This is a genomic window from Microbacterium sp. P2_F9 (assembly GCF_056403635.1).
The window spans coordinates 1-12,629 of sequence record NZ_JBFUFC010000104.1 but is presented as its reverse complement, the minus strand read 5'-3'; the positions used below and the strand labels follow the sequence as shown (position 1 = coordinate 12,629).

The following is a 12,629-nucleotide window of genomic DNA, read 5'->3' as shown; positions in this document are numbered from 1 at the left end:
CGCGACGGTCCACCCGGTCGGGTAGCCATCCCCAGAATCGGCCGAGCGGGCCGGGGCGGGTCTGGACGGGGGATTGCGCGGACATCGGGTGTCGCCTCCTGGGAACCGTGGGCGTGCGGCGGTCGCCGCGCCGCGGACGGCGTCGAACCTGTAGAATCGAGGGGTTGGATACCGGCGCCGACGGCGCCTGGGATCACTGACAGTTTAGGCGCGAGGACCAGCGCCAATTGAGAGGGCCCATCAGCGGCATCCCCCTTCCCGAACTCCCACGGAAGATCCGGGATGCCGGAGCGGATGACACCGCCGGGGCCCAGAGGAGAGTGTGACGATGTCGGATGTGCTGATCGACCGCCCAGAGCTCGCGAGCCTCGGACAATACGAGTTCGGTTGGCACGATGGCGATGCGGCCGGCGCCAGCGCCCGCCGAGGCCTGAGCGAGAAGGTCGTCCGCGACATCTCCGCGCTCAAGGACGAACCGGAGTGGATGCTCAAGAACCGGCTCAAGGGTCTGCAGCTGTTCGGCCGCAAGCCGATGCCGACCTGGGGCGCCGACCTCAGCGAGATCGACTTCGACAACATCAAGTACTTCGTGCGCTCGACCGAGAAGCAGGCGCAGACGTGGGAGGACCTCCCCGAGGAGATCCGCAACACGTACGAGCGCCTGGGGATCCCCGAGGCTGAGCGTCAGCGCCTCGTCGCCGGCGTCGCCGCGCAGTACGAGTCCGAGGTGGTCTACCACCAGATCCGCGAGGACCTCGAGGCCCAGGGCGTCATCTTCAAGGACACCGACACGGCGCTGCGCGACCACCCCGAGTTCTTCGACGAGTACTTCGGCACCGTGATCCCGGCCGGCGACAACAAGTTCGCCGCGCTGAACACGGCAGTCTGGTCGGGCGGCTCGTTCGTGTACGTGCCGCCGGGCGTCCACGTCGAGATCCCGCTGCAGGCCTACTTCCGCATCAACACGGAGAACATGGGCCAGTTCGAGCGGACCCTCATCATCGCCGACGAAGGCTCCTACATCCACTACATCGAAGGCTGCACCGCCCCGATCTACAAGAGCGACTCGCTGCACTCCGCGGTCGTCGAGATCATCGTCAAGAAGAACGCCCGCGTGCGCTACACGACGATTCAGAACTGGTCGAACAACGTCTACAACCTCGTCACCAAGCGCGCGATCGCGCACGAGGGCGCGACGATGGAGTGGATCGACGGCAACATCGGCTCCAAGGTCACGATGAAGTACCCGTCCATCTATCTGGTCGGCGAGCACGCGAAGGGCGAGACMCTCTCGGTCGCCTTCGCCGGTCCCGGTCAGCACCAGGATGCCGGCGCGAAGATGATCCACATGGCGCCCTACACGCAGTCCTCGATCGTCTCGAAGTCGATCGCGCGCGGCGGCGGCCGGGCCGGCTACCGCGGAGAGGTCCGGGTCGACGCGAACGCGCACCACTCGGCCAACACCGTGCGCTGCGACGCCCTTCTCATCGACACGATCTCGCGATCGGACACGTATCCCGCGATCGACATCCGCGTCGACGACGTGCAGCTCGGACACGAGGCGACCGTCTCGAAGGTCAGCGCCGAGCAGCTGTTCTACCTGCAGTCCCGCGGCATGCCCGAGGACGAGGCGATGGCGATGATCGTCCGCGGCTTCATCGAGCCCATCGCACGCGAACTGCCCATGGAGTACGCCCTGGAGCTGAACAAGCTCATCGAAATGGGCATGGAAGGATCGGTCGGCTAGATGACGACCACGACACAGGCACCCGTCACGGTGCCGGGTTCCACAGCGCACACCGACGGGGCTTGGGCCGTTCATCCGGTTCAGACCCGCTCCGAGCGGCCGTGGTCCTACGACCCCGCCGGCTTCGGCGTTCCGGCGGGCTTCGAGGTCAACTGGAAGCACACCCCGATCGACCGGATCCGGCCGCTGTTCGCCGATGAGGCGGGCGATGCGGATGCCGTCACCGTCACGGTGACCGCTCCCGACGGGGTCGTCCAGGGAGCGCTGGCCATCGGCGAGGCGCCGCGCGGCGACGTCTTCCAGCCCGAGGATCTCACCGCTGCGCTCGCATGGAAGCACAGCGCGGAAGCGCTCCACCTGAAGATTCCGGCTGGAGCCGAACTGGCCGAGCCGATCGTCGTCGACATCCACGGGAACGGGGGCCTCACCCGAGGGCACCTCGTGATCGAGGCCGCCGCGAATGCGCACGGCACGGTCCTGCTTCGGCACACCGGCGACGCGCACTACGCGCAGAACGTCGAGATCCTCGTCCGCGACGGCGCCACGCTCGAAGTCGTCACCGTGCAGCGCTGGTCGGACACGGCCGTGCACGCGGCATCCCACCAGGCTCGCGTTGATCGCGACGCCACCCTCCGCCACATCGTCGTCAGCTTCGGCGGCTCCCTCGCACGCGTCAACCCGAGCGTCGAGCTCGCCGGCACCGGATCGCATGCAGAGCTCTTCGGGCTCAGCTACTCCGACGCGGGCCAGCACCTGGAGAGCCAGGTCTATCTGCACCACAAGGGTGCCGACACGAAGGGCGACGTCCTCTACAAGGGCGCACTGCAGGGCGCGGGCGCGCGGAGCGTCTGGATCGGCGATGTCCTCATCGGACCGGATGCCGTCGGCACCGACTCGTACGAGGCGAACCGCAACCTCGTGCTGACCGACGGCGCGCGCGCGGAGTCGATCCCGAACCTCGAGATCGAGACCGGCGACATCCGCGGGGCCGGCCACGCCAGCGCCACGGGCCGCTTCGACGACGAGCAGCTGTTCTACCTGCAGGCCCGAGGGATCGCCGAGAAGGAAGCCCGGCGCCTCGTGGTGATCGGGTTCCTCAGCGAGATCGTCCAGAAGATCGGCATCCCCTCGCTCGAGGCGGAACTGGCCGAAGCCATCGAGAACGAGCTGTCCGAGGAGGCCGCCGAATGACCGCGACCCGCGTCTGCGCACTCAGCGACCTGGAACAGGATGCCGCCGTGCGCTTCGAGGTGGACGGCGTGCCGATGGCCGTCGTCCTCGACTCGAACGGCGAAGTCCACGCCATCGGCGACACCTGCACGCACGGCGACATCTCGCTCGCCGAAGGCTTCGTCGACGGCGACGCGCTGGAGTGCTGGGCCCACGGCTCGGCCTTCTCGCTCGTCACCGGCAAGCCGCTGAACCTCCCCGCGTATGAGCCCGTCCCGGTCTACGTCGTCCAGATCGACGGCGACGACGTGCTCATCGACCCCGCACTGAAGAAGGAAGTCTGAATGCCTGTCCTCGAGATCCGCGACCTCCACGTCACCGTCGAGACCGATGAGGGCACGACCCCCATCCTCAACGGCGTGACGCTGACGGTCAGCACCGGCCAGACGCACGCGATCATGGGGCCGAACGGCTCCGGCAAGTCCACGCTCGCGTACACGATCGCCGGGCACCCCAAGTACACCGTCACGAGCGGATCGATCACGCTCGACGGCGAAGACGTGCTGGCGATGACCGTCGACGAGCGCGCGCGGGCCGGTCTGTTCCTCGCGATGCAGTACCCCGTTGAGATCCCGGGCGTCACCGTCACGAACTTCCTCCGCACGGCCAAGACCGCCGTCGACGGCGAGGCTCCCGCGCTCCGCACGTGGACGAAGGAGGTCAAGGAGGCCATGAAGCACCTCCGGATGGACCCCAAGTTCGCGCAGCGCAACGTCAATGAGGGCTTCTCCGGCGGCGAGAAGAAGCGCCACGAGATCCTGCAGCTCGAACTGCTCAAGCCGAAGATCGCCGTGCTCGACGAGACCGACTCCGGCCTCGACGTCGACGCGCTCAAGATCGTTTCGGAGGGCGTGAACCGGGCCAAGGGCGAGACGAACCTCGGCGTGCTGCTCATCACCCACTACACCCGCATCCTGCGCTACATCCACCCCGACTTCGTCCACGTGATGGTTGCAGGGCGGATCGCCGAGGAGGGTGGGCCGGAGCTCGCCGAGCGTCTCGAGAACGAGGGCTACGACCGCTATCTCGAGCCGGTTCTCGAGGGCGCCGGAGAGGCCGCTTCCGAAGCCGCGGCCCCGACCGAGGCGTAGGATCGGCACCATGACCGCGACGCTCACACCCGAGAAGTTCGACGAGGTCACCGAGGCGCTCAAGGACGTCATGGACCCCGAACTGGGGATCAATGTCGTCGATCTGGGCCTGATCTACGACCTCGCCTGGGATGACGAGAACGACGCGCTGGTGATCCACATGACCCTCACATCGGCGGGGTGCCCCCTCACCGACGTGCTCGAGGAGCAGACGGCACAGGCGCTCGACGAGGTCGTGGAGCGGTTCCGCATCAACTGGGTGTGGATGCCGCCGTGGGGTCCGGAGCGGATCACCGACGACGGGCGCGACATGATGCGCGCGCTCGGCTTCGCCATCTGATCCGTCTTACCTCGCTGTCGCAGCAGGCGACGTCACAGGACGACACCCGGCGGCATCGCGGATCGGGGGGCGTCGGTAGGCTCGAAGGGTGAGCGTCACCCCCCTCGAAGCAATCCCTCTCGACCAGCTGCGTCTGCGTTCCAGCACGAAGTGGCGCAAGTACCCGGCGGACGTCATCCCGATGTTCGTCGCCGAGACGGACTTCCCGCTCGCGCCCGCCATCGGCCGCACGCTCACCCGCGCGGTCGAACTCGGCGACACCGGCTACACGCCCCCCGACCCGGGCGTCGCGCACGCTTACGTCGAGTTCGCCCAGCGGCGCTTCGGCTGGACAGTCGACCCTGCGCGCATCCGCACCACGTGCRACGTCATGATGGGCGTCGTCGAGATCCTCCGCCACGTCACGAAGCCCGGCGACCGCGTCGTGATCACCACGCCGGTGTACCCGCCGTTCTTCACGTGCGTCGAGGAGGCCGGCGCGATCGTCGAAGACGTTCCGCTCGTCGACACGGGCGCGGGGTGGGAACTCGACCTCCCCGGCATCGAGGCGGCGCTGGCCGGCGGCGCACGGGCCGTACTGCTGTGCAACCCGCACAACCCCACCGGCACCGTGCACAGCCGCGAGACCCTCGCCGCACTCGCCGACCTCGCGGCGGGCTTCGACGCTGCGGTGATCAGCGACGAGATCCACGCACCGCTCGCCCACACCGGCGTCGTGTTCACTCCGTTCCTGGATGCCTCGCCCACAGCTGCGCAGGTGGGCTACGCCATCGCCAGTGCGAGCAAAGCATTCAACCTCGCGGGCCTCAAATGCGCACTCATGATCACGGCGGCCGAGGAGACGGCGCAGATCGTCCGATCGATGCCCGACGAGGTGGAGTGGCGCACCAGCCTGTTCGGCGCGATGGCCGCGGTCGCGGCATTCTCCCCGGAGAGCGACGCGTGGCTCGACAGCCTGCTCGTGACCCTCGACGGCAACCGTCGCCTGCTCGCCGACCTGCTCGCCGAGCACGTGCCGGGCGCGCAGTACCGGATTCCGGATGCCGGATTCCTGGCGTGGGTCGACCTCACCGCACTGGACTGGGGTCAGAACCCCGCACTGAAGGTGCTGCGCGACGCACGGGTGGCACTGCACCTCGGCCCGCTCTTCGGGCCCCAGGGCAAAGGCCACGTCCGGATCAACTTCGGCTGCTCGCCCGAGCTGCTGCGCGAGGCCGTGGAACGCATCGGCGCGCTCGTCGCGCCATGACCGGCACTGCCGAACGCGCTCCCAGCGTCTGGCGTGCTCCGTTCGTCTGGGTCACGGTCGGCGCGGTCGCGATCATCTTCCTCGCCGGGATGCAGTCCCTCGCGGTGACGACGGTGATGCCGATCGTCAGCGCGGATCTGGACGGCGCTGCGCTGTACGCTGTCGCGTTCGCCGGGCCGCTCGCGACGAGCGTCATCGGCATGGTGGCGGTGGGGGCGTGGAGCGATCGCTCCGGACCGCTGCTGCCGCTCACCGCCGCCGTCGCGCTGTTCGTGGCCGGACTCGTGCTCGCCGGCGCCGCCTCGAGCATGGAGGTGCTGGTCGTCGGGCGGCTCGTGCAGGGCCTCGGCACTGGCGGCCAGACGGTCGCCCTCTACGTCGTGGTGGCCCGGGTCTACCCGCCCGCGCTGCACGGACGCGTGTTCGCCGCGTTCTCCGCGGCGTGGGTCGTGCCGTCGCTGATCGGTCCCTTCCTCGCCGGGGTCGTCACGGAGTACCTGCACTGGCGCTGGGTGTTCTTCGGCATCGCCGCGCTCACGACCGTCGCGTACGCGGTGGTCGCGCTCCGGCTCCGTGGGACGCCCATGCACACCGACACGCCGTCCACCGCCCGGATCGGTCCGCGCCTGGCCTGCGCGGTCGCCGTCGCCGCCGGAGCGCTCGCCCTCAGCCTGGCCGGCGCGCTCGGCGCGTGGGCATGGCTCGTGGTCGCGGCATCCGCTCTCGTCATCGGCGTGGCATCCCGCCCGCTGCTGCCGCGCGGCACTCTGCGCGCAGTCCGGGGCCTCCCCAGCGTGATCCTGATGCGCGGGCTGATCGCCGGTGCCCTCTTCGGTGCCGAGATCTACGTGCCGTACCTGCTGATCGACGACTACGGCTTCTCGCCGACGTGGGCGGGCCTCGGGCTGACCGCGGCCGCGCTCGCGTGGGCGGCGGCGGCGGACGTCCAGGGCCGTTTCGGCGACCGTCTCGGAAACACCAGGATCACCCTCATCGGCACGGGGCTTCTGACCGCCGCCATGGTCATCGCCGCGGGAACGGCCGCGCTGCACCTCCCCGCGGCAGTGGTGATCTCGGGGTGGGCGCTCGCCGGCGGCGGGATGGGCCTCATGTACCCGCGCCTGACGGTGCTCACCCTCGCCTACTCCACCCCGCAGGACCAGGGCTTCAACTCGTCGGCGCTGTCGATCGCGGATTCGATCGGCGCCGCGACGTCGATCGCGGTGATGGGACTCGTGTTCACCGCGCTGGTCGGGACGGATGCCGGGTTCCCGGCCGTGTTCCTCATCGCCACCGTGCTGGCGCTCGTCGCCCTGGTGCCCGGGCTGCGGCTCGGCCATGCGCACGAGAGTCGCGCGCACGAGGCGGCGCGACCGGAGGCATGACCGCGCCCGGTCAGTTCTCCGCTCGGCCGAGCCGCCAGTAGCCCATGAACGCGATCGCCCGTCGATCGACTCCCCGTTCGGCGACGAGGTGCCGGCGCAGCGACGTGATCGCGCCGGCCTCGCCGGCCAGCCACGAGTAGACCGGGGCGCTCTTCAGTGCGGCGCCGCCCTTCGCGGTGCGCGGCACCTCCCACAGGATGTCGGTGTCGATGTCGATTTCGGTGACCTCCGAGCCTCGCCCGGCCGGTGCCAGCCGTGCGGCGGCCTCCGTGACGTGCGCGACGAGGTGGCGGTGGCGCGGGCCGTCGCCCCGAGCGTTGACGCGGTACTCGAACCCGGGGTGCCGTGGAAGGTACGAGGCGTCGTCCTCGTGCGGAACCTCGAGGACGACCGTGCCGCGCGCTTCGGCGGGGAGCTGCTCGAGGATGACCGCGATGGCGGGCGCGGCGGTCTCATCCCCGGCGAGGAGAAGCGCATCGGTCTGGGCGGGCGGCACGAAGTCGATGCYGTAGCTGACCCCCTCGTGCGCGGTCGTGGGGGCGAGGAGCAGAACCTCATCGCCGACCGCGGCGCCGGCGATCCAGGCTGAGGCCGGTCCCAGCACGTCGTGCGCCACCATGTCGACGTCGACCTCGCAGGCGTGGTTGCGGACGCGCCGGGTCGTATAGGTGCGGAACGGGGGTCGGGCGCTCTCGTCGAGCTCCCGCCATTTGGTGTACCAGTCGTCTCCGCCGGGCATGGCGTCCAGACCGATCGACGGGGTGGGGAAGACGATCTTGATGCGCTGATCGAAGCCCGGGTCGCCGTACTCGGCGAGCTCGACACCGCCGAAGGTGAAACGGCGGAAGCTGGGCGTGAGCTCGGTGATCGCGGTCACACGCGCGTGGAAGAAGCGGGTGCTAGCGGGTGCGGGCATCGTCGGATCCTGTCAGGGTGAGTTCGGGAGAGCGGGCCGGGTCCGGTGCTCTGTGGTGCCGGCCGCGGGGGAGGACGATGGGGGCGCCGGAGACCGGGTCGGTGACCACGAGCGCGTCGAGGTCGAAGACGTCGCGGATGAGCGCGCTGGTCATGACCTCGTGCGGCGGCCCATCGGCCACCAGTCGCCCGTCTCGCAGCGCGAACACATGGTCGGCGTAGCGCGCCGCGAGGTTCATGTCGTGCAGCACCATCACGATCGTGGTGCCGCGGTCGCGGTTGAGGTCGGTGAGCAGGTCGAGCACCTCGACCTGATGGGCAACGTCGAGGAACGTCGTCGGCTCGTCCAGGAGCAGGATGTCGGTCTCCTGCGCGAGCGCCATCGCGATCCACACGCGCTGGCGCTGGCCGCCGGACAGTTCGTCGACGCAGCGCTCGGCGAGGTCGCTCGTCCCGGTCGCCGCGAGCGACTGCGCGACGACCTCGTAGTCGCGCGCACTCCAGCGGGCCAGGAGCTTCTGGTGCGGATGCCGACCCCGTCCGACCAGATCGGCGACCGTGATGCCCTCCGGCGCGACGGGACTCTGCGGCAGCAGTCCGAGCGTGCGGGCGATCTCCTTCGCGGGACGGCGGTGCAGCGCGGTGCCGTCGAGCACCACCTGACCCGCGCGCGGCGCGATCAGACGGGCGAGCGCGCGCAGCAGCGTCGACTTGCCGCATCCGTTCGCTCCGATGATCGCGGTGATGCGCCCGGCGGGGATCTCCAGCTGCATCCCCTCGACGATCGTGCGATCGCCGTACGCGAGCGTCAGCGCCTCTGCGGACAGGGTGTGCGGTGCGGTCACAGCGAGCCTCCGGAGCGGTTGGTCCTGATGAGGAGATAGACGAGGAAGGGCGCGCCGAGCACTCCGGTGATGACGCCGACGGGGTACCGGTGGTCGAAGGCGAACTGCCCGACGAGGTCTGCGGCGAGGACGAGCACCGCGCCGATCAGGCCCGCCGGCAGCAGCAGCGAGCCGCCGGGGCCGATCACGCGGGCGGCGATCGGCCCGGCCATGAACGCGACGAAGGCGATCGGACCGGTCGCCGCCGTGGCGAACGCGAGCAGGGCGACCGCCGCGATGACGAGCAGCAGGCGAGTGCGTCCGAGGCGCACGCCGAGGGCCGCGGCCGCATCGTCGCCGAGCCGCAGCATGTCGAGCGCTCGCCCCCGCGAGAGCAGCAGCGGCACGAACACGGCGCACGCGGCCGCGAGCGGAAGCACGACCTCCCACGTGGCCCCGTTGAGGCTGCCGGCGAGCCACTGCAGCGCGCTCTGCAGATCCCACGCCGCCGCCTTGGAGAGCACATAGGTCACCACGCTGTCGAGCATCGCCGCGACACCGATGCCGATCAGGATCAGCCGGGCGCCGACGAAGCCGCCGCGGTGCGAGAGCAGGGCGATCGCCGCGGTGGTCACGAGGGCGCCGGCGAGGGCTAGGACCGAAACGGATGCCGCATCCAGTGAGAGCACGACGATGCCGAAGACCGCCGCGGCGCTGGCGCCCGAGCTGATCCCGATGATGTCGGGAGAGGCGAGCGGGTTGCGCAGCATGGTCTGGAAGGTGACCCCGGCGATGCCGAAGGCGAAGCCGGCGCACAGCCCGAGAATCGCGCGGGGGAGCCGCAGCTCGCCGACCGAGAAGGAGGCGCCCGGAACCTGCTGGCCGAGGATCACCTGGAGCACCTCGACGGGGCCGTAGAACGTTTTGCCGACCATGAGCGTCACCGCGACGAGGACCGCGATCACCGCGGCGAGGACCCACAGGGTGCGCGCGCGGCGCCGCAGCCGGCGGCGACGGCCGGTCATGATCGCCGTGGCGTCCAGGATGGCGGTCACAGCTCGCGCACCTTCTGATGGCGGACGATCCAGATGAAGAAGGGTGCGCCGATCAGAGCGGTGATGATGCCCACCTCGATCTCCTCGGGGCGAGCCACGACGCGGCCCACGACGTCGGATGCGACCAGCAGCGCCGCGCCGGTCACGGCCGCGAACGGGATCAGCCAGCGGTGGTCGGTGCCGACCAGGAGCCGGCACAGGTGCGGGATCACGAGTCCGACGAACGCGATCGGGCCGGCGACCGCCGTCGCCGCGCCGCAGAGGATGATCGCTCCTGCGGAGGCGATCAGCCGGGTGCGGGCGACGTGCTCGCCGAGGCCCGCCGCGAGATCGTCGCCGAGGGCGAGGGAGTTCATGCCGCGCGCCGTGACCACGGAGGCGAGCGCGCCGACAGCGAGGACCGGCAGCACAGTGCCGATGCGATCCCAGGTCGCGCCACCGACTCCGCCGATCTGCCAGAACCGGAACGTCTCCATGACGTCGACGCGGGGGAGCAGGATCGCGCTCACCAGCGACGTGAACGCCGCCGTGGTCGCCGCCCCCGCGAGGGCGAGTTTCAGGGGGGTGGCACCGCCACGGCCGAGGGAGCCGACGATGTAGACGAAGACCGCTGCCACCGCTGCGCCCCCGATGGCCAGAGCCATGATCGCGTAAGGGTCAGCGAGCGCGAAGAACGCGATGCCGATCACGACCGCCAGCGCCGCGCCGCCGGACACACCGAGGATCCCGGGGTCGGCGAGCGGGTTGCGGGTGACCGCCTGCATCGAGGTGCCGGCGATGGCCAGCGCGGCTCCGACGAGGACAGCCAGGACCGTGCGCGGAATCCGGGCGACGACGGCCGCCTGGGCGATCCCGCTCATGTCGCCGCTGAGTGCGGAGACGACCTCGTCAAGGCTGACGACCCGCACGCCGAGGGCGACCGAGGCGCCGCACAGGAGGAGCAGCACGAGCAGGGCGCCGGCCAGCCAGGCCAGCCGCACCACCGCCGAGCGCCGCATGGCGGCGGCGCTCGGCGACGACGAACTGGCCGGTGGGCTGGCCGTCGTGCGAGTCAGGGTGAGAGTCAATCCTGCTCGCCGAGGGCGCCGGCGAGCAGTGCGAAGTACTCGTCGATGCCCCACCCGATCGAGAGGGGCGACGGGTTCGCGGAGGCCGCGAGCGGGGTGCCGTTCTCGAGGATCGCCACGTGTCCCTGGGCGATCGCCGGGATCTTCGAGAGCAGGGGGTCGGCCTGCAGCTGGTCGACGATCGCTCCATCGGCATCGCCGTAGGTGACGAACACATCGACGTCGTCGAAGCGGTCGGCCTCTTCGGCGCTGATCGCGAGGTAGAAGGCCTCGGTTCCGGCTGACTCCTCCTCGACCACGGCCGGCAGCGGCAGCCCGAGGCTCGTGAGGAATCCGGGACGCGTGTCGTGGCTCGTGTAGAAGCCCACCTCGCTGAAGTCGGCCGGGTCGAGGAAGGAGAACAGCACGTGCGACGTGGCGAGGTCGGGGTGGGCGGCCAGCGCCGTCTCGACCTCGGCGTGCAGGTCCTCGATGAGCTGGTCTCCCTCGGCGGCGAGCCCGATCGCGGCCGAGTCCAGGCGGATCATGTCCTCGTACGAGGTGCCCCACGCCACCTCGGGGTAGGCGACGACCGGCGCGATCTTGGAGAGCGTGTCGTAGTCCTCCTGCGTGAGTCCGGAATAGGCGGCCAGAATGACGTCGGGGTCGGTGTCGGCGACGGCTTCGAAGTCGATGCCGTCGGTCTCGTCGAAGAGCACCGGGGTGTCCGCACCGAGTTCGTCCAGGGCGTCCTCGACCCAGGGGAGCACCCCGTCGCCGTCATCGTCGCCCCAGGTGGCCTTGCTCATGCCGACTGGGACGACGCCCAGGGCCAGCGGGACCTCGTGGTTCGCCCAGGCCACCGTCGCGATGCGCTCGGGCTTCGCCCTGATCGTCGTCTCGCCATACGCGTGCTCGATCGTGACCGGGAATCCATCGGCAGCGGCTGCGGAGTCGCCCGCAGGAGCGGTGGCGCCGGTAGCGCAGCCGGCGAGCAGGAGTGCGGCCGCGGTGATTCCAGCGGTGGTGGCAGTGAGCGTGAGGGCGGTGCGGGTGCGGGGCACGAGAGTTCCTCCTGGTGGTTAGGTAAGGATTACCTTAGTGACCAGGTCGGCGCGAGGGGAAATCGACTGAATCAAGGAACTCGACCCCGAGCGCACCGGGTTCAGTGTCGGAGGACTGCGTCCTGGAGTCGGGTCTTGGAGGTGGTGACGGGCCGCCATCGGAGGGTGGCGTCGCACCAGCCGGGGGCGCGTACTTCGGGGACGCCGTGGTTCATCCGGATCTTCCAKCCGTGCCAGTCGATGAATCTGTGGTGGAACCAGCAGAGCAGCACSCCGTTGTCGGTGTGCGTGGGTCCGCCGTTGACGTGCTCGAGAACGTGGTGGATTTCACACCAKCCGGCGGGGATGCCGCAGCCGGGGATGATGCAGCCGCCGTCGCGSARSGCGATSGCGCGGCGYTGGTGCCGGTTGAASACSCGYTCTTCGATGCCGATCCGGACGATGCGGCCGTCGTCSCGGGACGTGATCCGCTGGATGGTGCCGGCGCAGCCGACATGCAGCGCCGCCCTCATTCCGAGCGGCAGGTCGCAGCCCTGCGCGTGCGCGTACCCCTCCCCGCGCTGGGCGTCTTCTTCGCGGACGGACACGATCAGGGTGGGGGCGGCGCCGCCGATCGTGGGCAGCAGCCCACTGGAGGCCGCGACCGACAGGGCGCTCGCGAGCGCGTCGTGCTGCTGCTGCGC

At 70.1% G+C, this 12,629-nt stretch carries 13 protein-coding genes; 7 read left to right on the top strand and 6 right to left on the bottom strand.

Annotated elements, in window-relative coordinates:
* The first annotated feature begins 328 nt into the window (after positions 1 to 328).
* The 7 genes from sufB to AC1DVT_RS11995 all read left to right on the top strand — a co-directional run bounded on the left by sufB (position 329) and on the right by AC1DVT_RS11995 (position 7,042).
* A complete protein-coding gene (gene sufB / locus AC1DVT_RS12025) occupies positions 329 to 1,747 on the top strand; it encodes a Fe-S cluster assembly protein SufB (protein WP_477389187.1) in 1,419 nt (472 codons plus the stop codon).
* Positions 1,748 to 2,938, top strand: a complete 1,191-nt coding sequence (gene sufD, locus AC1DVT_RS12020) for a Fe-S cluster assembly protein SufD (protein WP_477389185.1) — start codon at positions 1,748 to 1,750, stop codon at positions 2,936 to 2,938. It begins immediately after the preceding gene.
* On the top strand, positions 2,935 to 3,261 hold the full coding sequence (locus tag AC1DVT_RS12015; protein ID WP_457098319.1) for a non-heme iron oxygenase ferredoxin subunit: 327 nt from the start codon (positions 2,935 to 2,937) through the stop codon (positions 3,259 to 3,261). The genes sufD and AC1DVT_RS12015 overlap by 4 nt, the downstream gene beginning before the upstream one ends.
* Positions 3,262 to 4,068 carry a Fe-S cluster assembly ATPase SufC gene (gene sufC / locus AC1DVT_RS12010; protein ID WP_457098320.1) on the top strand — a complete coding sequence of 269 codons (807 nt, stop codon included), beginning with the start codon at positions 3,262 to 3,264 and terminating at the stop codon, positions 4,066 to 4,068. It abuts the gene before it with no gap.
* A 10-nt stretch (positions 4,069 to 4,078) separates the two neighbouring features.
* Positions 4,079 to 4,408: a metal-sulfur cluster assembly factor gene (locus AC1DVT_RS12005; protein WP_141882678.1), complete on the top strand. Its 330-nt coding sequence runs from the start codon at positions 4,079 to 4,081 to the stop codon at positions 4,406 to 4,408.
* Positions 4,409 to 4,496: 88 nt separating this feature from the next.
* Entirely contained in the window at positions 4,497 to 5,657 is a 1,161-nt protein-coding gene (locus AC1DVT_RS12000; protein WP_477389183.1) for a MalY/PatB family protein, read from the top strand.
* Complete coding sequence (locus AC1DVT_RS11995; protein WP_477389181.1) at positions 5,654 to 7,042, top strand: MFS transporter; 1,389 nt, start codon at positions 5,654 to 5,656, stop codon at positions 7,040 to 7,042. Before AC1DVT_RS12000 ends, AC1DVT_RS11995 begins: the two co-directional genes overlap by 4 nt.
* 10 nt (positions 7,043 to 7,052) lie before the next feature.
* Here the strand turns inward: AC1DVT_RS11995 and AC1DVT_RS11990 are convergent, their stop codons facing one another.
* The 6 genes from AC1DVT_RS11990 to AC1DVT_RS11965 form a co-directional block, all read right to left on the bottom strand.
* Positions 7,053 to 7,958, bottom strand: coding sequence for a siderophore-interacting protein (locus AC1DVT_RS11990; protein WP_477389179.1), 906 nt, complete (start codon positions 7,956 to 7,958; stop codon positions 7,053 to 7,055).
* Positions 7,942 to 8,802: an ABC transporter ATP-binding protein gene (locus AC1DVT_RS11985; RefSeq protein ID WP_477389177.1), complete on the bottom strand. Its 861-nt coding sequence runs from the start codon at positions 8,800 to 8,802 to the stop codon at positions 7,942 to 7,944. The genes AC1DVT_RS11990 and AC1DVT_RS11985 overlap by 17 nt, the downstream gene beginning before the upstream one ends.
* Entirely contained in the window at positions 8,799 to 9,806 is a 1,008-nt protein-coding gene (locus AC1DVT_RS11980; protein WP_477389189.1) for a FecCD family ABC transporter permease, read from the bottom strand. Before AC1DVT_RS11980 ends, AC1DVT_RS11985 begins: the two co-directional genes overlap by 4 nt.
* Positions 9,807 to 9,832: 26 nt before the next feature.
* Positions 9,833 to 10,903 carry a FecCD family ABC transporter permease gene (locus tag AC1DVT_RS11975; RefSeq protein ID WP_477389175.1) on the bottom strand — a complete coding sequence of 357 codons (1,071 nt, stop codon included), beginning with the start codon at positions 10,901 to 10,903 and terminating at the stop codon, positions 9,833 to 9,835.
* The gene (locus AC1DVT_RS11970) at positions 10,900 to 11,946 is read right to left on the bottom strand and encodes an iron-siderophore ABC transporter substrate-binding protein (protein WP_477389173.1); all 1,047 of its coding nucleotides are present in this window, start codon (positions 11,944 to 11,946) and stop codon (positions 10,900 to 10,902) included. The genes AC1DVT_RS11975 and AC1DVT_RS11970 overlap by 4 nt, the downstream gene beginning before the upstream one ends.
* A 101-nt stretch (positions 11,947 to 12,047) precedes the next feature.
* On the bottom strand, positions 12,048 to 12,629 hold a 582-nt coding region (locus AC1DVT_RS11965), incomplete at its 5' end, for an HNH endonuclease signature motif containing protein (RefSeq protein ID WP_477389171.1).